General features: G+C 42.0%; 13 protein-coding genes. 7 read left to right on the forward strand and 6 right to left on the reverse strand.

All coding sequences use genetic code 11. From position 1 onward, the window contains the following. Positions 1-40 precede the first annotated feature (40 nt). The 3 genes from AB0756_RS21040 (at position 41) to AB0756_RS21050 (ending at position 8187) form a co-directional block, all read left to right on the forward strand. Positions 41-3793, forward strand: coding sequence for a WD40 domain-containing protein (locus tag AB0756_RS21040; RefSeq protein WP_038074387.1), 3753 nt, complete (start codon positions 41-43; stop codon positions 3791-3793). 79 nt (positions 3794-3872) lie between these two features. Then, positions 3873-7001: an ATP-binding protein gene (locus AB0756_RS21045; protein ID WP_167844788.1), complete on the forward strand. Its 3129-nt coding sequence runs from the start codon at positions 3873-3875 to the stop codon at positions 6999-7001. A gap of 97 nt (positions 7002-7098) precedes the next feature. After that, on the forward strand, positions 7099-8187 hold the full coding sequence (locus tag AB0756_RS21050; protein WP_202048674.1) for a hybrid sensor histidine kinase/response regulator: 1089 nt from the start codon (positions 7099-7101) through the stop codon (positions 8185-8187). Between the two features lie 90 nt (positions 8188-8277). On the opposite strand, the gene AB0756_RS21055 is transcribed toward AB0756_RS21050, so the two are convergent. The 4 genes from AB0756_RS21055 to AB0756_RS21070 form a co-directional block, all read right to left on the reverse strand. After that, positions 8278-11118 carry a sialidase family protein gene (locus AB0756_RS21055; RefSeq protein WP_167844787.1) on the reverse strand — a complete coding sequence of 947 codons (2841 nt, stop codon included), beginning with the start codon at positions 11116-11118 and terminating at the stop codon, positions 8278-8280. Positions 11119-12119: 1001 nt separating this feature from the next. Further along, positions 12120-12689 carry a hypothetical protein gene (locus AB0756_RS21060; RefSeq protein WP_038108657.1) on the reverse strand — a complete coding sequence of 190 codons (570 nt, stop codon included), beginning with the start codon at positions 12687-12689 and terminating at the stop codon, positions 12120-12122. A 945-nt stretch (positions 12690-13634) separates the two neighbouring features. Beyond that, on the reverse strand, positions 13635-14228 hold the full coding sequence (locus AB0756_RS21065) for a hypothetical protein (RefSeq protein WP_050046632.1): 594 nt from the start codon (positions 14226-14228) through the stop codon (positions 13635-13637). Between the two features lie 19 nt (positions 14229-14247). Continuing rightward, positions 14248-14685: a peptidoglycan-binding domain-containing protein gene (locus AB0756_RS21070; protein ID WP_050046633.1), complete on the reverse strand. Its 438-nt coding sequence runs from the start codon at positions 14683-14685 to the stop codon at positions 14248-14250. A 244-nt stretch (positions 14686-14929) separates the two neighbouring features. Here AB0756_RS21070 and AB0756_RS21075 point away from each other — a divergent pair, with 244 nt between their 5' ends. Next, a complete protein-coding gene (locus tag AB0756_RS21075; RefSeq protein WP_050046634.1) occupies positions 14930-16261 on the forward strand; it encodes an NB-ARC domain-containing protein in 1332 nt (443 codons plus the stop codon). Positions 16262-16576: 315 nt separating this feature from the next. Here the strand turns inward: AB0756_RS21075 and AB0756_RS21080 are convergent, their stop codons facing one another. Further along, positions 16577-16948, reverse strand: coding sequence for a DUF2237 family protein (locus AB0756_RS21080; RefSeq protein ID WP_038082427.1), 372 nt, complete (start codon positions 16946-16948; stop codon positions 16577-16579). Between the two features lie 188 nt (positions 16949-17136). Then, positions 17137-18549, reverse strand: a complete 1413-nt coding sequence (dacB, locus tag AB0756_RS21085) for a D-alanyl-D-alanine carboxypeptidase/D-alanyl-D-alanine endopeptidase (RefSeq protein ID WP_237265981.1) — start codon at positions 18547-18549, stop codon at positions 17137-17139. A 326-nt stretch (positions 18550-18875) separates the two neighbouring features. On the opposite strand from dacB, the gene AB0756_RS21090 reads away from it, so the two are divergent. From AB0756_RS21090 to AB0756_RS21100, 3 genes are all read left to right on the forward strand, one after another. Beyond that, on the forward strand, positions 18876-19514 hold the full coding sequence (locus AB0756_RS21090; RefSeq protein WP_050046635.1) for a hypothetical protein: 639 nt from the start codon (positions 18876-18878) through the stop codon (positions 19512-19514). A gap of 691 nt (positions 19515-20205) precedes the next feature. After that, positions 20206-21141, forward strand: coding sequence for a WecB/TagA/CpsF family glycosyltransferase (locus AB0756_RS21095; protein WP_038082394.1), 936 nt, complete (start codon positions 20206-20208; stop codon positions 21139-21141). Positions 21142-21597: 456 nt separating this feature from the next. Beyond that, complete coding sequence (locus AB0756_RS21100; protein WP_272900275.1) at positions 21598-22563, forward strand: glycosyltransferase family 2 protein; 966 nt, start codon at positions 21598-21600, stop codon at positions 22561-22563.

Raw genomic sequence — 22563 nt, forward strand, 5'->3', positions numbered from 1 at the left:
AAAGTAGTATATTAATATTTAATCTAACAGAGCCAAGATCATGGATTTGCCCGTAGGACAACGAAGTAGAGGTGTTGTACTTAGTCCTAAAGGACAAGCAAAGTTAGAGAACCGGATACGTCAGCTAGAAATCGAACGTTATCCAGTTCAAGAGTTCGTTCGTCGGTCTCAGCTTGAAGGTCAGGGTTTGCATCCCGCCACAATTAGGAAAATTTTGCGCGGACAGGGAGTCGATCGAGATTCAATAGCCTTAGTATTTAAGGCAGTGGGCTTGCAAATGGAGCCAGAAGACTACACTGGTGCAAAACAGAGTTTAAACGTAAGGACAACAACTCAAGAAATATCACCACAAGAACAATCGTCCCCCCCTCACCCCCTCACCCCTTCACCTCTTCACTCCACTCCCCATACCCTCACAGACTGGGGTGAAGCTGTCGATGTCTCCTTCTTCTGCGGTCGCGTGGAGGAACTGGCTGTACTCGAGCAATGGATTCTTCAAGAACATTGTCGGTTGGTAGCGTTACTTGGAAGCGGTGGAATTGGCAAAACGACACTGGTGACTAAGTTAGCCGAGCAGATCCAAGATCGATTTGAATTTGCGATCTGGCGGAGTCTGCGTCATGCACCTCCCTTCACAAATCTTTTAGACGATTTGCTGAAATTTTTATCCCCCCAACACGCGGTTCAACTACCAGAAACCAAAGCCGGGAAGCTTTCCAAATTGATGGAACTTCTCCGGGAACATCGCTGCTTGATTGTGTTGGACAATTTAGAAACATTAATGCAGAGTGGGGTGTATGCAGGAACGTTCCAAACAGATTGTGAAGGTTATGATGAATTGCTTCGCAATATAGGTGAAGTTCCACACCAAAGCTGTTTATTGTTAACTAGCCGAGAAAAGCCCAATGCAATCGCCATGCAAGCAGGAGAAGCTCTTCCTGTGAGAACGTTGCAACTTGCGGGGCTGAAAGCGGAAGCTCGAGAATTACTGAGTATTAAAGGGCTTTCTGTATCCCAACAAGAAAGCGAGCAATTGATTTCACGGTACAGTGGAAATCCTCTAGCCCTTAAAATTGTTGCTACAACTATTCAAGAATTGTTTGGTGGTGATGTTAGTGCTTTTCTAGAAGCAGGTATTTCTAGCTTCAACAGCATTCGCCTACTGCTAGATCGACAATTTGAACGCTTAACACATACAGAAAAAGGTGTAATTTACTGGCTCGCTATTAATCGTGAAGGGGTTTCGCTTGTGGAACTCGAAGATGATATTTACCCTAAGTTACTCAAGCATCAACTTCTAGAAGCTTTAGAATCCTTACTCAGACGCTCTCTTCTCGAGCAAAGCTTTCAAAAGAAGACAATGCAACCCGTCATTATGGAGTATGTCACTGAGCGGTTAGTTGAACAGATTAGTCAGGAAATAGGGGACTGGGGAAATGGAGTAGACCGGGGAACAGATTCTACCTTATCTCCTTATATCCCTGTTCCCCCTACTCCCCTCATTCACACTCACGCTCTCCTGAAAGCGGCTGCAAAAGATTATATTAAAGACGCACAAATTAAATTAATTGTCAATCCTATAATTGCCGAACTGCTGCGTAAATTAGGAACTAGAAAAGCCATTGAAGTGCAGTTGATTCAAATGCTTTCCTATCAGCGCCAACAAGCACCGAAGGAATCGGGATATTTAGGTGGAAACGTTTTCAACTTGCTTTCTCAACTCAAAACGGATTTAAGAGGCTTTGATTTTTCTGAATTACCGATTTGGCAAGCTAACCTTCAAGGACTCACTTTGCATCAAGTGAATTTAGCCCGTGCCGAACTTAGTAAATCTATTTTCACACAAATTTTTGGTAACGTATTAGCGATCGCATTCAACTCAAACGGTGAAATTCTAGCAACTGGTGATGATAAAGGCGATATTTATTTATGGCGAGCAACAGACGGTCAGTTGCTATTAACTTTAAAGGGGCATACAAGTCAGATAATCTCCATTGATTTTCATCCTGAGAGCCCCATTCTTGTCAGTAGAGGTCAAGACCAAATCGTTAAGTTTTGGGATGTGAATAAGGGGCAAGTTATACGAACATTGCAACGGTATACTAGCCAAGTTTTAAGCGTTCTTTTAACACATCAATGTCAAATTCTTATCAGTCAAGCAAGAGATAACACAGTCAGCCTTTGGGATGTAGAAACAGGGGAATGCTTGACAAGTTTGCAAGATAATATGAGCCCCATTCATTGCGTTGCTATAAGTTCCGATAGTCATATTTTGGCAACAGCAAGCAATGAAGAACCTATTAGGTTGTGGGATACAAAAACAGGGGAATGTTTTCTTACCTTATACGAGCATACCGAAAGAGCCCAATGTATGGCGTTTGCTCCATCCTCCAACCAGGGAACGGGAGAAATTTTAGTTATTGGCAGTGCAAGCGGTTCTGTAAAATTGTGGGATATCAAAACAGGGGAATCGATCGGAACATTACAAGGGCATAGCAGTCAAGTTCTGTGTCTGAAATTTAGCCCAGATGCATTAGTTGTTGCCAGTGGAAGTGCCGATCGCACAATTAGGCTGTGGGATACTGCTACAGGGCAGTGTATCGCAGTTTTACAAGGACACACCAATTGGGTACGAACCCTAGAGTTTAATCCTGATGGTTCAGTTCTTGCTAGTGGAGGCGACGACCGAACGGTCAAGCTATGGGATACGGAAAGCAACCAATGCCTTAAAACATTACAAGGATATACCAACCAGATACCTTCAGTATGCTTTGGTTTTTCCTTAAACAGGAGCGAACAAGCAGAGGTCGTTCTTGCCAGTGGGAGTAATGACCATTTGGTAAGATTGTGGGATAGCGAAACCGGGCAATGCTTAAAAGTGTTGCAAGGGCATACAAACCAAGTTTCCGCCATTGCATTTCACGAAACTCGAGAAGCAAGGAGCATTTTAGCAAGTGGTAGCACCGATCGAACAATCAAGTTATGGGATGTAGAAACGGGACAATGTTTCAAGACTTTAGAGGAACACACAGAAAAAGTTTTCTCAGTCGCCTTTAGTCACCTCAATAAGAGCAACTCGGGGGGAATATTAGCCAGTGGTAGTGCGGATTGTACTGTGCGACTGTGGAATATCGAAACAGGACAGTGCTTGAGAGTCTTGCAAGAACACGAAGGAAACGTTTTTTCAGTCTGTTTTAGCCCAGATGGTCAAGCGATCGCCAGTAGCAGCGCAGATCAAACCGTGAAATTTTGGACAATCAATACCGGACAGTGCTTTCAAACCTTACAAGGACACACCAACTGGGTTTTGTGTATTGCTTTTAGTCCGATCCCCTCCTCTCCGCCCTTAATAAGAGGTGTTGGAGGCATTCTTGCTAGTGGAAGTGCAGACCAAACCGTGAGATTGTGGGATGTAGAGACAGGGCAGTGTCTTAAAATTTTACAAGGACATAATAATCATATTTTATCAGTTAGTTTCAGCCCTGACGGGCAAACCCTTGCCAGTGCCAGTGCAGATCGAACCGTAAAACTTTGGGCAGTCAATACCGGACAATGCCTCAAGACTTTAAGAGGACACACAAGCCAGGTGTTATCCATCGGCTTTAATCCTCAAGGTAACATCCTTGCAAGCAGTAGTGCAGATGAAACTATCAAATTATGGGATATTAATACTGGAGACTGCCTCAAAACAATAAGAGCCGATAGACCCTATGAAGGAACCAACATTACAGGTGTAACTGGTTTATCAGAAGCACAACGAGCAACACTCAAAGCATTGGGAGCATTTGAGTAGCTGATATCAAGTTGCATTCATACATCCGACTCTCTTCCTTGTCCCCCTTGTCCCCAATCGCCAAGGATAAACCAAGTAGATGCGCCAAAACCCTTTGCAAAGCTGGCTTTCTCCTTTAGTAAGAAGCGTACCCCTCAGTCGGGTTCTCGTGGGATCGTTTCTCCTACAAATCTTGCTAGCTGTAGGATTAACTGCTTGGTTATCCATTCGTAACGGAGAGAAAGCAGTGAATGATGTGGCTGGCGAATTGCGTCGAGAAGTCGCCACTCGAGTAGAGCAAAAACTACAAACTTATCTGTCTACACCAAGTCAAGTGAGTCGCAGCAACCAAAATACCATTGATTTTGGGCTGCTCAATCTGCGAAATCTTGCAGATTGGGAACCTTACATGATACAGCAGTTAGAATTATTTGACCCTATGAGTGTTATTCTAGCGGTTGGAAATGAGCAGCGCGAGTTCTTATCGCTCCAACGCGTGAATGAAACAAGGTTTTTGCTGAGAAAAGCGGGAAAATCGACTAGATACGATTTAGAAACTTACGAAGTTGAGTATAAAGTCGGAAAACAAACTCGACTTATCAAGGTGTTTAAAAATTATGACGTGCGATCGCGTCCTTTCTATCAAGTTGCAGTTAAAAATAAAAAATTTAGCTTCAGTCAGATTTTCACCGATCTCAACGAATTACAACTTATTATTAGTGCATCACAGCCAATATATAACGAACAAAATCAATTATTGGGAGTCACAAGCACCTTAATTCCCCTAGACAAAATTGATAAATTCTTAGATTCCATCCGCGTCGGTAAATTGGGTCAGGTTCTCATTCTAGATCGCTCGGGGCATTTAGTAGCAAGTTCTACACCTAATGAGCCATTTCGGATAAAAGGGAATCAGCTAATACAGATCGCTGCAACTGAAAGTGAAAATTCTTTAACTAAAGCAACGGCTCAATATTTGGTTGGTAAATTTGGGAACTTTAGTCGGATAAAGAATTTAGAGCAACTCAAATTTCAATTTCAAAACCAACAGCAGTTTTTAGATGTCAGACCATTGCAAAGCAACCTGAGTGTAGATTGGCTGATTGCAGTGGTTGTTCCAGAAGCAGATTTCATGGAGCAGATCGATCGCAACACTCAAACCACCATTTGGCTTTGTATTGCAGCCTTTGGACTAGCCACAGTGTTGGGAATTTTCACCGCCCGCAGGATAGCGAAACCAATCCATTGCTTAAGTTTTGCTGCTAAAGAGTTAGCACTTAGAGCTACAGAAGAAGATTTTGCTCATGGGGATTCAATCCCAACAGTCACAGTAAGGGGGATCGATGAACTAGAAGCGCTGAGTGAATCGTTTAACCAAATGGCACAGCAATTACGCGCATCTTTTGCTGCCTTAGCAACTGCTAACGAAGAGTTAGAACAGCGAGTTGAACGGCGAACTCAAGAGTTACAGCAAGAAATTCAAGAGCGGATGAAGAACGAGCAACGACTGCAGCAACACAGTTTAGTCTTATCGGAACTGGCAAATCATAAGGCGATCGCAGATGGAGATTTGGAAACGGCATTTCAAGCGATCGCACAAAAAGCAGCCAACGCTTTAGAAGTAGAGAGAGTCAGCGTGTGGCTTTATAATAGCGATCGGACTAAGTTACAATGCGCCAACCTTTACGAACGCAGCCAGCAGAGACACTCCGCAGGAAGCGAACGCAACGCAGCAGACCATCCAATTTACTTTCAAGCGCTAGCAACTGCCCGTACTATCGCCGTGACCGACACTCGCAACGATCCACGGGTACAGGAATTATGGGATGAACTGCTAGAGCCAGAAAACATTATATCCCTGATTGATGCCCCCATTTTAATTGGGGGAGAAGTCGTTGGAATGGTATTTCACGAACAAGTCGGAACCGAACCACGCGAGTGGGAACTGACCGAACAAAACTTTGTAGGGTCAATTGCCGACTTTGTAGCGCTAGCACTAGAAGTAAACGATCGCAAACTGGCTGAAATCGCTTTGCGCGAGGCGAAAGAAGCTGCCGAAGTTGCCAACCGTGCCAAAAGTAGCTTCTTAGCAAATATGAGTCACGAACTGCGGACTCCCCTCAATGCCATTCTAGGAATTACAGAAGCACTCAACGATGAAGTGTGCGGACCTGTGACAGAAGAACAGCGAAAATCTCTCACCACCTTAGAAAAAAGCGGTAAGCACCTACTGGAACTCATTAACGACATCCTCGACCTTGCCAAAATTGAAGCTGGTAAGATGGAACTACAACTGGGTTTCACATCGGTTCGGGGATTGTGTGACTACAGCCTCAGCTTTGTGAAACAGATAGCATTTAAGAAAAAGGTTCAATTGAGTTCGCATTTACCAGAAGGAATAGATCTTATTCAAGTGGATGAAAGACGCATCCGCCAAGCACTCATCAACTTGTTAAGCAATGCCGTCAAATTTACCCCAGAAGGAGGCAAAGTATCGATTGAAGTTCAAGCAGATTCAACAGCTAAACTGATTTACTTTACCGTAGAAGATACAGGTATTGGCATTGCTCCTGAGAACATACCCAACTTATTTCAACCTTTTGTCCAGTTAGAAACCTCCTATACCCGTCGATTTGCTGGAACGGGGTTAGGATTATCATTAGTTCGGCGAATTGTGGAAATACACAACGGTACTGTAAGCGTTGAAAGCGAACTAGGAGTTGGTAGCAGATTTACAATTGCACTTCCGTGGGAAGAAGTAAGAGACAAGGTAGGACCGGCTTCCTTATCTCCCCCTTCTCCCCCCTCCCCCTCATCTCCCCCCTCTCCCTCCTCTCCTCCATCCCCCTCTCCTCTATTGCTGCTTGCAGAAGATAATGAAACAAACGTCTTCACCATGACGCAGTATTTAAAAGCGAAAGGATACCGGATCTTACTGGCTAAGAATGGACGAGAAGCAGTAGAGATAGCAAAAACACAACAACCCGATCTCATTTTAATGGATGTACAGATGCCAGAAATGGATGGTTTAGAAGCTACGCGCTTCCTCCGGGCGGATGCTGAAACAGCAAACATTCCCATCATTGCTTTGACCTCATTTGTCATGGCAACAGATCGAGAAAAAGTTATAGCATCTGGGGTGAACGACTACATACCAAAACCAGTCAGCTTAAAAGAGCTAGTCGCTGCTATTTCCAAAAATCTTAACCCAGTCACAACTGACAACTAAAGCAATCCTATTTAAGATCCGAACAAGAGGGACAAGGAAAAGGTGTTTGTAATTCCTACACCGACTGCTATAACAACTAACAACTAACAACTAACAAATGGCAAGAGCAATGGAACGCAAACAATCTGTGTGGATAGTTGATGATGAGCCAAACGGATTTGAGGTTATTGAGTTGCTGCTGCGGCGCGAAGGATACCACCTGAACTACTATAACAGTGGCAAAGAAGTTTTAAACCGTCTGGAAACAAATCTTCCCGATGCTATCTTACTGGATGTAATGATGCCAGAAATAGATGGGATTGAAACCTGTAGCCGTATAAAGGCAAATTCTCTTTGGAAACATATTCCCATTATTATAGTAACAGCGCTGGATTCTAAGGAAGATCTAGCACGTGCTTTAGAATCTGGAGCCGATGATTTTCTCACAAAACCCGTTAACGGGCTGGAATTACGCGCTCGTGTCCGTTCCATGCTGCGGATTAAGCAACAGTATGATGCACTGCAAGCCACTATTAACCTGCGTCATGATTTATCTAAGCTAGTGGTGGAAGATTTAGGACAACCAATGTCTACTCTGTTACTGGGAAGCCACTTATTACTGCAAAGCAATCTAGAGTCTAAAGACCGGGAACGTGCAGAAATGGTTTATGCAGCTGGTCTGGAGATTGATGCGATCGTCAACGGTTTATTGCGATTGGCGAAGATGGAATCGAACAGGTTATTGCTAAATCGCGTTGAGGTAGACCTGAATGAACTTGTGGAAGTAGTCATAGCGAATTTTCAGGCGATCGCTAATTCCAAGCAAATACAATTAAAAACCGAACTCCAAAAGCAACGACGCTGGCTCTCCATAGATACCAATCTGTTCCAGCGCTTGCTAGATAATCTCCTGACTAACGCAATTGAGTCGTCTCCTTCTGGGAGCACGATTACATTTCGCGTTAATTATTCAAATACAACCGAACCTCTCAAACAAGCAACTATTACCATTACCGATGAAGGAACTAGTAGCAAACACTTACAGCAATCCATTCTCGAGCAGTATGAGTTAGGGAGTTTGGTAAGTGGAGCTTCCCAAATTGGGCTGAGACTTACATTTTGCAAAATGGTAGCTGAAGCTCACGGTGGAGCGATCGCAATCAAAGATAATCAGCCGCAAGGTTCAATTGTGACAGTAGATATATGAGTGTTGCTCGTAAATCTCGTAAATGTTTTTACTGTGCATCAATCAGATTCTTGTAGAATGGGCGTTCTCGCCCGTCCAATTATACAAAATCTAGAAAAGCTTCATTATATTATCAACTACACTTTTGGTAAATGTGAAGACATTGAAAGTTTGAGAATACTGAAGTTCACCAACCATAACGCCACGACCGATAGTAGCGACATAAATAATATTCTTCTGGCGCATATCGCCTTCCATCCAATAAGCTGCTGGAAATTGGAGTGTCTGAGGATCGCTAATAGCTTTCCAAGTTTTTCCCATATCTTCTGATTTATACAGAGTATCTTTCTGTGCTCCATTCACGCGTCCAAACAGGTAGATAGCAGGAATATTGTTGTCTCCTTTACCAAAAGCAACGAGCTCGCTAGAATCGACAGATTTAACCTTACTAAAAGTTTGACCTCCATCAATAGATCGATACAGAGGATTGCGTTGTATATCTTCTGGATTGCGTTGAAAGCTGAGCCAAACATCTCCTGGCTTAAGTGGATTAGAGAGAATAATGGGGCGCAAAATCAAGCTGGGGAAATCTCCAGCCTTGCTTTTAGTCCAGATTGTACCACCATCTTTACTATAGTAAAATGCAGTTCCATCAAAGTAATAAAATGTTTTTCCTTCAGAATCAGCTTTGTCAGCTGTAACGATGTAGGAACTTACATATGGATGAATCCTATTCCCCCAAGAATTAGGTAAAGGTTCTCCGTTATTCGTCAAGGCAGGTTTCCATGTTTTCCCACCATCCATCGTATAATGTGTACTGGGTCCCCATGTAGGTGCCCACACCATATTAAGTGGATTGGTAGGTGAGATAGCAATCTGACCTCCGGAAGCATATTCACTTGAGGAATCTTTCCCAACAGGAAATGATTCAAAAGCTTTCCAAGTCTTTCCATTATCGGAAGAATACCCATGAATTGGCCAAAATCCTTGCCAATTATGAAACCCTACTACCGCCATGTAATTGGGTTTGGTGTAAGCGTAGTCTAAACTTGTTCCGGTTGCTACATGAGGAAATGGTATTGGATAGACATCCCAGTTAGGATTAGCCCAAGATTTTGTAGCTGGGTTGACAGGAATTCCCACAGGATTAATCTTGTTTTTAGGAACTTGGTTGCGAGAGGATACCCGAAACCCGATCGTATCCTGAGATGCAATGACTAGTTCTGCTCCGCCGTCTGACAGTGCTTTTGGCGGTACCCTTACCATTGTAGCAGCCAGCTCGTTCAAATTTTCTTGTACCCAACTATACACTGGCTTTTCACTATCTGCATTGTCTGTGCGTGCAACTCCCCAGCCATTTGTCCACCAAACTTTTTGTGGATTAGAGGGATCTATAACGATGGATGCTGCTCCTTCACTGGCATAGGATAAGAAGTATTCAGGCGCTGATGAATTAACAGGGGCATCTGGAAAATTAGGGTCTTTACTTCCCATAGCCATCTCAATGCGCTGCCAGGATTTTCCACCGTCCTTTGTTCGATAAACCATCCGATCTGATATAGCCATAGCCACCGTAGGGCGATCTCTTTGCACGCTAATAGCTGCGTAAACTCTGTTTTTTGTATCGGGCGTAATATCCCAGCATCTTCCATTTTGAAATTTTGCTATACCACCAGTTTTGTTATTCTCGCCATAAGTTCCATAATTAACGTAAAGCGTTCCATCAGAAGCAACTGCGGCACGTAATGGATCTTGACGACCCCCAATATTTCTCCAGGATTTCCCGGCATTTTTACTTTGCCAAACACCACTACCGTGAATACCAACGTACAGAGTCGGTGTTAAATTTCCTGGTTTACCTGTTGTCTTATCAAAAACGACGAAGGTAAAGCCAGGACCGGGCTTCTCTTGTTTTTCTTTCTTTTTATTTTCAGTACTGGTAGAAGTTGAACGCTCGGAAGTACATGAGCTTTTTTCAATATTGGTTGCAGCTACAGATAAAGAACCAGGAGCGGGTAGACCTCCCTTAAGATTTGTCCAATCATTCTGTTTTTCTTTTCTCCACAATCCGTGTTTGCGGGAAGCAAAATAAATAATGTTAGGATTATTAGGATCGATCGCTAACCGTTCTCCTGTTTCATTACGGTAATCATCGTTTGGACCAACATAAATACCGTGTTTAACAAAGCTAGTTGGATTCCACGTTTTACCCCTATCATTTGAAACTAAAACCTCCCCTGCATAAGTATTAACTTTTTTACTTCCGTTGTTGCTAACACCTGATATTGATTTGACAACAGCATAAACTCGAGACGGGTTGACCGGATCGGCAGCTATACTTTCAACACCAACAGATCCCCCTGAGAAGCTTGAAGAGAACATATCCATCAAGGGAATCCACTTTTCATTCTTTCGATCGTAGCGGTACGCGCCTCCTATATCTGCTCTGATATAGACATCGTGTGGGGCAACTGGAGAAATAGACATACCAGAAATATACCCCATGCCGTTGAGCCTGACATTTCGCCAAGAAAAGAGATTCTTCTGCTTGGGGCTGCTCGTGCTTTCAATTGTTTGCTCTATGGCTCCATCTGCTGTGTTTTCTATAGGTAAAGCTAAGAAAACAGTTGCCAGAAGCATTTTACTTCTCATATTATCTGAGAAAATTCCAAATCCTGCTCTTTGTAAAATCCTCAAAAGCTGTTGGTTAGAGTGTGCTGGAAATCTTGTCCCTGGAACAGGCGCTTTCTTGTCCTCAGTAGCGATCGCTTTTCTTGCAGGTATCCCAGCTAAATCAGCGATCGCATTGTTAATTAACTTGTTTTGGTTAGTCGTATCTGGTGCGACTGTAATGAAAGAGGATTCAGCAATCGCAGGTGCGATCGATAAGACAATAAAAATACTAAGTAGGGCGGTAGGTGCAGCCCTACGTTTGTTCTGAGGAGAGAACATACGTCAGGATTGGTATAAGGTACAGCCAAGTGATTGACCGTAAACATCCTCAATCATACCAGGTTGATTGGATACAATTTGTCAACAAAAATATTTAATGCAAATCGCGATCGCTAATATGTTATTTCCAAATAATCCAGCACTCTCAATACGTAAGAATTTCGATATTACTATATATTCGGTGAACTGATGGCTATTTGTATCGCATCAAGTGAAAATGGCTGAAACTAGTCTCTAACCTTTTGTGCTTGAGCATGAAGGCGTAATGCCCTGGTTCCCTAAACTTCGCATCTCTCGTTCCCAGGCTCTATCTGGGAATGCCTGAAGAGAGGCTCCGCCTCTCGTACTCAAGATGCAAGGTGGGAGATATTATGCACGTATAACTATAATAAAATTTCTATTTTTTGTAGTTGTCATTTGAGTTGTTAAACGCAAGGCATTGTGCTCTTATACCAATTCTATGTGAAGTTGCACATTATTGCCCTCACTCTAGAAGAGTGGACGGCAGGCGCTTCAACGCAGGAAACCTCCGTTGAAGCACCTGTCGTCTTTGCCCAAGTGAAGCATCTGACGTGGAAACCCCCAAGCCGCAACTTCTCTGGGCACGGCGCTGCTCTGGGCAACGCGCTGCCTCGGCTATACAAATAAAGCCTGCCTAAGCGCAAAGCGCACGCTACGCGATGCCGCAGGCTATGCCCGTAAGGGCTATACGCAGGCTAATTGTATGCAGCTTCATATTAAATTGGTATTATGGTGGTTCGTGTTAGTTTGTATCAACACTCCGTTATGCAAGCTTATTTGCTGAAACTGCTGAAGGAGCAAAGCTGCCAAACGTAATTGTCCTTAGAACGAGGTGGAGAGATTATGCACGCACAACTGTGATAGAACGTCCATTTTTTGGTGACTGGGATTTACGCGTAGCCCCTCTTGGTAAGGTTTGGAAGAATTTAGAACGCATAAAATCCTCAAAAAACAGTTGAGGTTGCGTAAATCCCAGCCAGTTAAAAGTTATAACCAACGCCTACTTGAAAGCCCAGCGCATCTGTAGAACTGTTGCGGTAAGCATCAAAAGCCAAATCAGTACTGGCATAAGCATTCACATTTTTGCTGATTTTAGTTTCTACACCACCAGTAATGATTGGAGCATTTTTATTTCCCAATGGAGTATCTCTACCCTCGTCTGTAACAAAAGAATAGCCACCACCACCAAATACGTTAGTATTTTTAGCAACGGGCAGATCGTAAGTAACAGTTGGGACAAGATCTGCACTGTGGCGACTGATAATCGCAGAAGGACGTACTGATAATTGTGTCTTTGGTATGGCAATACGTGCAGTAACATCACCTCCTAAGTCTGATTTATCATCACTATGTCCGCCACTCGTTACACCAGGGTTAATACCAACCCCAATGTAATCACCCGTCAACCCCAGTTTTTTAGCGCCAGGATTTTGTTGTACTGGCTGAGACTGAGCAACTGTAAACCCAGGTGCAGAAGCCACTGGCATTTGTGTACGTACTTCAGCAGCTGTTACTGTTGTTTGTGCAGGTAGGTAGGTGGAGAAATACATAATCTTGGCTCCTCTGTATGAATGTTAAACCTAATAATTTTTCATGAAAGAACTCAATTAGCTCTTTAATGTTGATGAGCAAGGTAATATATAAAAGCATTTAACCTTGCAAATCTCTTCTGTTGATTTCACTGTAGGCAGTAAATGTCAAGAACTTGGAAAGATTTATGTCTAAAACAGCAGAAACTCTAAATGGGTCGGTAGACTCTCTAACAGATGTAAAATATTTGTCATCATCAACACGATATCTTGGAGTATCAATTTTTCTTATTCTATAAATGTAAGATTGCTATATTGAAGCTTTCTAACTTACGTCTTCACTGGTTTATCTTGACTGTTAAAAATTCCAACCAACCAAGACAATACTTATAGATTAGATTTACACAATACACTATCTCTTCAAAATACCAACTCGATATAGCAGTCCTAAATGAAATATAAAAATAAGAGTGAAAACTGCTAATGGTGAGACCAGAGAAAGCAGGCGGTGAGTCCAGTGCTGTAGGCGGGTTTCCCTCGCCCTGGGGACTGGCGAACCCGTATAGCCCTTACGGGCATAGCAAAAAGACATCGCGGAGCGTGTGCAAGGCACATAGCGTCTGTGCTCCTGAGATACCTAAAGGGCTAATAGCTAATGGTCAAAAAGCCATTAGCTATTAGCCATTAGCCATTAGCTATTAGCAATCCAAATTTTTTCCAAATGATTTAGGATTGCTATATCTGCATGACTTTTAAATGACAATATGAAAATTGACAAATCCTTAGAAACCCGTTATTGGACAAACAGTGGGTTTCTTTTTCTTACACTTTGCATCTAAATGGAGTTCCCCCTTTTTTTAGGGGGGTTAGGGAGGATCGAAACCACTTTTAATGCACTTTAAAAGACTTGGGTGTACACCGTAGTTTTTTTAGGAGAGGGTGGTGGGGTAAAACTGACGCAAAAACTTAACTACCAGAATTATATAGAGTAATAATCCTATCAGGCGAAATAGTAACAACTTGATGGGATGAAGAAGAAGTTGCAGCCCCTACAGCAGCACCAGCCGCAGCACCACCTAAAATATGGCCCAAAGATAAGTGGTGACCAAATAACTCATCTATTGCAACCCCAGTTGCAGCCCCAATTCCTGTATCTTTAGCAACGGCATTCCTGCTAGTACTGCCATACCCTTCAATGAGATCGGAAGATGCGTTAAGCCCGTAAGTCATATCATCAAAGCTGACTGAATTCGCTACATAGCGCAAACCTCCACGAGTAGGCTCAAACTTTCCTTCAATAACTGCACCAGCAGGGATATAAGTATTGCCAAAATATGTACCTCTGGGAACTCGTAAGTGATATTCGTAGCTCCGATTGGCATCTAGATAGACAGGGCGATCGCCAGTACTTACCCCTTTAATAACAACGCCTGTAGGTGCTATGAGTTCATAACCCCCTTCCTCTTGAGCAACTACAGGCTTAACAGCACATAAAGATGTGCTTGCAATACCTGTCATCACCAAACCAGTTAAAAATACGCTTTTCAAGATTGCTTTCATAGTTCTACCTTATAAATGCTTAAATCATTACAGACTCTGCTGTGATATCCTGCATATTATCTTGTAAAGATTCAAAAAGTTCCTCACGAACTGGAAAACTAGCAAGACCATCAATTGTAATGATGTACCTTCTTTGAAACTGCTGAACTGCATTAATAGTTTGGCGTCCGTAAAATGGTTGATTGAGAGGGATCTTTGTTCCCACAACCTGATTCAACTTGTAGTGGAGAGTGTTAATTTCTTCCTGCATTTTCGCAATTGTTTGTGAATTCACAACACCATCCACTCTAAGATCGCAATCTACTTGAAATTTCATAATCGCCTTTCGTGTCGGCTCATCAGTTAATTCTGACTCATCCTGAGAAATGGGAAAATCAGGATCGTTAGTATGGACCTGGCTTCTGTAACCCAAACCATTCAAAATGCTGCGGATTTCAGAATTTTTATAATTAATCATCTTTAGAGGTCTCAAATTGCAAGCTTAATAATTTGAGTTTCTCCTCAACCAGGGTATTTGTGGGTGAAGATAGATAACTTAAAGTAAAAGATAAGGAAAACTCTATTCTTAAGTTTTCTCTAACTTAACAGCTAACTTAACCTTCTTCACCCACAACAGACCTTTCCTCAAGCGAATATTCAATTGAGAACGAGAAACCACTCGTTGTCCTAAACCCTTGGAAATACTTTTGCTCTAGTCGTCTATGTTAATTTCAAAATCTGTTCGCAAGCGTGGTGTTATCCTTTCAACTACTGGTTGGGACAAACTTCAAACCGTCAAACGCTCCAGTGAGTTCCGCGATAACAATGGTAGTCGCTACACGTATGAAGAACTGAGCGATCGCACGGGTTTATCATTACATACCATTTCTCGAATTATGGGACGCACCGAAGCAGTCGATAAACTTTCCCTGGAATACTGCTTTCGAGCCTTTAGTTTAGAATTAGAAAAAGCCGACTACACTCGCCCAGCTGAACGTAACGCTGTTGATTGGGGCGAAGCAATGGATATTTCTACGTTCGTAGGTCGGAATGAAGAACTGACACAACTCTATCAGTGGGTTGTAAAAGAACACTCTCGTTTAGTAGCAATTCTGGGGATGGGCGGAATTGGCAAAACCGCATTTGCTCTTAAGTTTGCCAAACAAGTACAGCACGAATACGATTATGTCAAATGGCTTTCCCTATCCCATGCTCCATCATGTGACACCACGATCGCAGAGCTAGTATCTTTCCTTTCAAACCAACAAGAAAATACACCCGATTTAGGACGGCTCAAACATTACCTGCGTACCTCTCGTTGTTTAATAGTCATTGACAATTGGGAAATAATATTAGAAGCGGGTCGTGCTGGCAATTACCTTCCCAGTTATGAGAGATATAATGAGTTACTCCAAATTGTAGGAGAGACGCAACATCAAAGTTGTTTAATTTTGACCAGTCGAGAAAAGCCAGCCCTAGTAGACGCCATTGCAGGAGATTTCTTGACAACACGTTCTTTAAAGTTAAATGGTTCCAAAGAAGTGGCAATGGCTGTCATCAAAGCTAAAGGACTTACAGCAACTGAAATTCAACAGCAACAATTATGCTCTCTCTACAGCCATAACCCTAAAGCCTTAAAAATTGTTACCAGTTCAATCCTAGAACTATTTGACGGCGATGTTAAAGCATTCTTTCAGCAGAATGTGATAGTGTTTAATGGAATTCGTCGTTTGCTAGATCGGCAGTTTTACCGCCTTTCTAAGTTAGAGCAAAACATTATGTACTGGCTTGCCATTAATCAAGGCTGGACAGCGATCGCACAACTCCGCTCACAAATTGTACCCCCAGTCTCCACAGCCGATTTGTTAGAAGCACTAGAAGGATTAAATTGGCGGTCTCTCATAGAGAAACAATCTGGATGCTACACCTTGCAACCCATGTGGATGGAATATGTGGCTGAGAAAATTACTCAACACATAGATATTGATGTAACTATTCGTCAAGCTTATCAGAAGAAACAAAATTTAGCCCATACTCGCTTAATTGCAGTATGAAACTATATCTTTTCTCTCTGTGCTCTTTGCGCCTTTATCACTGACCGATGACCGATGATTGATAAATCCAACTATGGAACACAATTTGTCCTACACTTTTCAACCCTATAATTTTTTACCCTTCAAAACAATGCTTATAATGAAGGATTGTTTTTAGGTCTTTATGTTTTTAGTTTCCATACACAACACCACTTCTGTGGGCGAAGAAGGATAAGTTAGACTGAAGTTAACAAAGAGTTTTTAGAGAGATTGCAATTTAAAATTTGTGCCAATTCTGTCTTTGGCACAGTTGCATAAAAATCTGTTGGTACTGCGTTACTTTAAATCAGCGGCGTGCTGCTTCAATTCCTCCAGAGAAACGTATTCTAAAGCAGATGCGTGAGTTGCTGATAAAACTATGGGTGGTGCAACTCCTGCGTCTAGAGCCTCCTTCCACCGAGATGCACACAAACACCATCTATCTCCTGGTTTTAAACCGGGAAAATTAAATGCGGGAACAGCAGTGCTCAAATCGTTACCTCTAGACTTAGTGAATGCCAAAAACTCTTCTGTGACTTGAGCACACACAACGTGTGCGCCAAAATCACCTCCCCCTGTATTACATTTACCATCCCGATAATAACCAGTCATGGGAGAAGTACAGCAGATTTCCAGCTGTTGTCCAAGAACATTTCTAGCTTCTGTCATAACGTTAAGCTTAATCCTTTGTTCTGGTTTCATAAATCAATAACCACGCTAACATAATACCCGTTACTGCTGCATTCCCAGCCCAACCTATACCTTGGAGAAGCAGCTAGCTTTCCCCGTCTCTCTGACTCCCCCCTCTCCCCCTCGGTCAACATAAGAAAATTAAATGCTTCAAAGCTGACAGTGGCTTAACACCGCTGTAACCGAGCTAACATCACCACAATTTCATCCATTGCTTGGCGAATCACTCTTGCAGGTTGTTCTGTCTGATTCACCATAATACTGAAAACAACAGGGTTGTAGTTAGGTGCATTCACATATCCAGCCAGGGAAACAACACCTGTCATCGTACCTGTTTTTGCTTGTACAATTCCCTCTGCAGGTGTTTTGAGAAAGCGATTTTTAAGAGTCCCACTTCTACCTGCAACGGGTAAAGATGCTCGGTAAACTGCGCCAGCGGGAGATTTTGCCATTGCTTGTAAAGTTTGGACTAAAGTTTCTGGGCTGATCAGGTTTTTACGAGATAATCCAGAACCATCGACTAGGGAATAACCTGTTGGATCGACTCCTAGCTGGGTTAAGGTCGCTTTCATTAATTCTAATCCCGTATCAGCGGTTGCTTGGTTCAGAGAAGGCGGTTTTTTGATAGCTAACGCCCTCAGTAAGGACTCAGCAAAAAGATTATTGCTGTTGGTATTGGTCTCGATTAACAATTCTGATAGAGGCGGAGAATCCACACCCGCTAGTTCTTGACCGTATTGTCTGCTAAAAGGAGACACAAATGTTTGTGCAACGCCAATCTCCTCAGTTTTTAAAACACTCCGAAAGCGGCGCAAGAAGTATTCTGTAGGGTCGATCGCAGGTAAATTAACTGATGCTGGTTCGGAGTTGACTGGCAATTGCCCTTGAATGTGTAAGATTGAGCCTTTGAAGTCACGGGTGATATTAATAAAGGAGGGTTGATTTTCTGCTGTTGTGACTGACAGATTGACTACGCGCCACTGTTTTTCCTCATCAGTGTCAGTCCAGATAACACCTAAAGGTTTGCCAACGGTTTGCGGTTGGAGCTTTAAACCAAACACGTTTTGATTTAAGATGAAGCTATTAACAGGCGCTCCATAGTCAGACTGTATATCTTCCCATTGCCAAGAGGGATGAACAATATCTCCTTGAATATAATTATCATCAGCAATCAAAAGTCTAATATCTCGGATACCCTTTTCCTGCAACTGCTTTGCTAGGATGGTAAGCTGAGCATCGGTTAAACTGGGGTCTCCCCTGCCAACAACACGCAAAACGCCATCGCGATCGCTGTATATAGATGTACGAAAGCGAAAATCCTGACCCAGTTGCTGCAGTACGGCGGCTGTTGTGAGAAGTTTGGCAACAGAAGCGGGAGTAAAATATTTTTGGGCATCCCGACTGTAAAGAGTTTGCGTGGAAGATAGAGTTTGTACGAGAACACCCCAGCGAGAGCGAAGCAGAAGGGGGCGATCGAGAACAGCATTGATAGCTGATGGCAGTTGAACGGGGCAAATTGATTGTGCAGTCTTTTCAGTCGGCGGAACTTGTGTTTGTGGGTTAGCAGGTTTTCCAAACAAACCTAGTTGGATACCAATCAGCAGCAGTAAACAACGAGTAGAATTTTTTTTAGAATCATTCTTTATCCTTATTAGCTTATTGAGTCAAGATAGCAGCCAACTCCATTTCTCGCAAGACTACCGATAGCATAAATGTTATTGATAAGTTTGATTGCTATAGAATTGACTTTTTCTATAAATGTAATGCGGCTCTGTATGATTACTTAGGAAACAAGCCGATCCCTCAGAATCGATATGCGAACAGTCAAACAAACATTTTCACCCCATTACAAAGTTAAGAAGTCTGTGTTTTTCCCTATTTTGAAGCATTAAGTAGAGGTAGTGGTGTGAGTACATTTTTGTCTACTGTAGCTGTTTTACTTTCAACCTTGGCTTTATTATGCAGTGGTTATGCAGCTTACCAAGTGTTCACGCTGCAACAAACTGTCAGTACGAATGCTAGAGATACCACAACAACCAGCCAAACAACTTCAACTCAAACAACTAGCAATTCGTCTCCAACAACTGCGCCCCCGCCAGAAGCAACTCCATCTCCATCTCCCACTGCAAAAGCAGAATCAAAAACCACTGCATCTGCTACCATTCAACCCGGTCAATACCTACAGCCTGCTTTTGGGAATAAAGCACAGGTGGAGTTACTGTCAGTCAAGCGGATTAAAGATCCGGAAACTGGAAATCGAGATGTAGTCAACGTACAAATGCGAATTCGTCGTCTTGCTACAGATGGTGTAAACCCCGCCGAACTGATTGGGGTTTCTAACACAACAGCTCGAAACCCCGATACAAGCGAAACATACAAGGGAGTAGATTTTAAGCGATCGACAGGGAGCGTTTCTCTGTTTTCGCTTCGTCCTAAAGCTTCTGCTGATGCTTATGTATGGTTGCGAATTCCCGAAGGGGTTAACAGTCTAGATATTTTTGTACCCGATACTGGGGCGTTTAGTAATGTGCCAATCACTAGTTAGATAACGGATTGGGAAACGCTGTAGCTCAATTGGGTTGAGATAAAACCAAAACTCCTATCGAGAAAGTAATGTAGAGACGTGCCATAGCGCGTCTTTTTTTTTCTTATATAAATTTAGGAACTTTTTCAGAAATAAGTTGTCTGCGCTGTGGAATGCCAACCTTACAAAAAGCAGACATGGTGTTTTTTTGGGATATTCTTAATCATTCTTTTATCGTTTTCTTAAAAAAGATAGAAAAAATACACAAAGATTGCACTCGATTGAGACGTTGATAAAAAGCATCAAAGACGTTGAATGCAAAATCAACCGACGCAAATATACCTGCATAGCAGACAATGGCAACGCAAAAATAAGCGTTGTATGCATTCTACAGTTAATTTTGTATTTTTTTTGTAAAAACAAAATAAGTAATTTTTGCGAGAAGACGTATTTTTTTAAACCAAAAATTAAAAATCTTAAGTACTGTACTGGAGTTCGCAATCGTATGCTTTGAAGGCAATACTTGCTTTTTAAAGTCTTCTTTCACGTAGATTTATAGTCAATTTCCGAGTAACTAATGATGCAATCTCAATATTAGCTAAGCTAGTATGCATTTTAGAGCCAACTTCTTAGCCCTCAATCCCCTGTCTGGTTCCTTATCTCAAGTGCTTTTATCTCCCAACAACCTAATAAAACCAAAGGTATCATAAGAATGATAATAAATCCTAAAATTCAAGAATTACCAAATCTCAATATTTATTTATTAGAGCGTCGCATTACTTGTATAACTATCCCCTCCCTGGTGGATGCCATACATACGGCATGTGTTTCTAACAAAAAAATAACTGTTGCGAATTACAACGTACACAGTTTTAATCTTTCGATGCAACTTCCTTGGTATTATAACTTTCTCCAAAGTTCGGAAATAGTCAATTGTGACAGCGTGGGCATTTTAAAGGCAATTGGTTACATGGGGTTAAACTTGCCTTTGGAGTACCGAGCTTCTTATACACTGATGATGCCCAAATTATTGGAGAAATGTAACGAGAAAGGATTGAGTGTATTTCTCCTTGGAACCAAACCTGAATATTTAGAAACTGCATTGCAAAATCTGAGAAATCAGTATCCTAATGCTAAGTTTGCCGGACATCACGGTTATTTCGACAAGCAAGATCCCCAGCAAAACCACACAGTTGTTCAAAAAATCAATCGTGAAAAGCCCAACATATTAATAGTGGGTATGGGAATGCCAGTTCAAGAAAAATGGGTTTACGAGCATCGCCTCCGCTTAGATGTTAATGCTATTTTGCTTGGTGGAGCAGTGATTGACAGACTTGCAGGCGTTATACCTGATTGCCCATCAACCCTTGCCGATTTAGGCTTAGAGTGGTTGTATCGTTTGTGTCGCGAACCAAAACGTTTAGCTGCTCGTTATTTGCTTGGGAATCCAGCTTTTGCACTGCAAGTTGCTTTGGGCAAGTTTTATACTCCACTACGAGTAGAACTTTTATCATCAATTGACACTTTCAATCCAGAACTTGCTGTTCCTGTCAGTAACTCTTACTTAAATTTCAACAATCGCAATCAAGAGCAGGAGATCCCTGTTGCAGTTGCGCCTGCACTGTATTCTAGTAGCCCATCTATTTAATAAAATTTTGGATTGAGAAAGCCTTTCATAAATTTAACTCGATCTAACTAGCTATCCTTTTCTTATTTCCATTTGGTATGAGGGGGAAAGTTTTATCTTTATCTATCCTCAAAGGTTTGAGTAATCGTTAAGCGCTACCGTAATTTTTCGGTTGACAAAGTCAATAAACTAGAATAGCTGTTGATTGTCAAACAAAATTTGAAAAAAAAATCAAATTACGAAAGATCTGGGATGCTACTTTAGAAAAAAAGTGCCATAACTGTTGTTAGCTTGTTCGTTAAAAAAAATATCAGGTTTTTAAACTCTTATAAGTGCATTTATCCGAGCTAATTACCACACATTACAATTTCTAGCGTCTTAGAACAAAGCTTCTTTTAAAAAGAAAACAGACGTTAGTACTGCCATGTTTGAGAGAAAAATTAGGAGGGAATTGACTTGGAACCTTTGGTCAGTGTAGTGATCCCGACGTATTGCAGACCTCAATTAGTTAAACGAGCGGTCATGAGTGCTCTAGCACAAACACTCAAAGACATCGAAGTCATCGTTGTGATTGATGGTCCACAACCAGAAACTCGGACTGCGTTATCAGAAATTGATGACTCTAGACTGAGACTGATAGAATTGCCTACAAATCAAGGTTCTCGTGTTGCGCGAAATACTGGAATTTCGGCAGCTTCTGCCAAATGGTTAGCTTTTTTAGATGACGATGATGAATGGATGCCTAAAAAATTAGAAATGCAACTTGAAACTGCTAGACTTTCCCAGTTTAAGCTTCCCATTATATCCTGTTATTTAAAAGCTCAAACACCACAAGGAGATTCTATTTGGCCGAGAAGAGTTCCTAAAATATCAGAGCCATTAAGTGAATATTTGTTTGTTCGCAAGACTTTATTTCAAGGTGAAGGTATTATTCAGTCTTCAACTATCTTTACCGCAAAAGAGTTATTGGAAAAAGTTCCTTTTTCGATCGCAATACAAAGACATGATGACTGGGATTGGATATTACGAGCTGTAAGTGTTGAGGGCGTAGGAGTTGAGTTTGTGCCAGAAGTTCTTTCTATATGGTATGTAGGAGATGCGCGTCCTACTTTAAGTAGTAGCAAGAATTGGCAATTTTCATTGGACTGGATTAGGGAAAAACGTTCCTTAGTTACTTCTCGAGCTTATTCCTCTTTTATTTTAGCAGAAGTGAGTGCGCGAGCTGCTCGTACTGGTGATTGGAAAGCATTTTTCTTCCTTTTATGGGAAGCCATTCGTTTTGGTAAACCTCAACTAATGGACATTTTTTTATGTTTGGGTATGTGGCTGATTCCTACAGAGAAACGGACTTGGTTGCGTCTTCTCTTAACAAAGAAACCCAAATCTGTATCGCACGAGCAAACTCCTCCAAAGGAGTCAGGATATGAGAGCGTAGGAGTGTAA

Source organism: Tolypothrix campylonemoides VB511288_2, from assembly GCF_045999855.1.
GTDB lineage: Bacteria > Cyanobacteriota > Cyanobacteriia > Cyanobacteriales > Nostocaceae > Scytonema > Scytonema bouteillei_A.

Coding starts and splice junctions, on each gene's coding strand:
- AB0756_RS21040 (WP_038074387.1), top strand. CDS start 41: ATGGATTTGCCCGTAGGACAACGAAGTAGAGGTGTTGTACTTAGTCCT.
- AB0756_RS21045 (WP_167844788.1), top strand. CDS start 3,873: ATGCGCCAAAACCCTTTGCAAAGCTGGCTTTCTCCTTTAGTAAGAAGC.
- AB0756_RS21050 (WP_202048674.1), top strand. CDS start 7,099: ATGGCAAGAGCAATGGAACGCAAACAATCTGTGTGGATAGTTGATGAT.
- AB0756_RS21055 (WP_167844787.1), bottom strand. CDS start 11,118: ATGTTCTCTCCTCAGAACAAACGTAGGGCTGCACCTACCGCCCTACTT.
- AB0756_RS21060 (WP_038108657.1), bottom strand. CDS start 12,689: ATGTATTTCTCCACCTACCTACCTGCACAAACAACAGTAACAGCTGCT.
- AB0756_RS21065 (WP_050046632.1), bottom strand. CDS start 14,228: ATGAAAGCAATCTTGAAAAGCGTATTTTTAACTGGTTTGGTGATGACA.
- AB0756_RS21070 (WP_050046633.1), bottom strand. CDS start 14,685: ATGATTAATTATAAAAATTCTGAAATCCGCAGCATTTTGAATGGTTTG.
- AB0756_RS21075 (WP_050046634.1), top strand. CDS start 14,930: ATGTTAATTTCAAAATCTGTTCGCAAGCGTGGTGTTATCCTTTCAACT.
- AB0756_RS21080 (WP_038082427.1), bottom strand. CDS start 16,948: ATGACAGAAGCTAGAAATGTTCTTGGACAACAGCTGGAAATCTGCTGT.
- AB0756_RS21095 (WP_038082394.1), top strand. CDS start 20,206: ATGATAATAAATCCTAAAATTCAAGAATTACCAAATCTCAATATTTAT.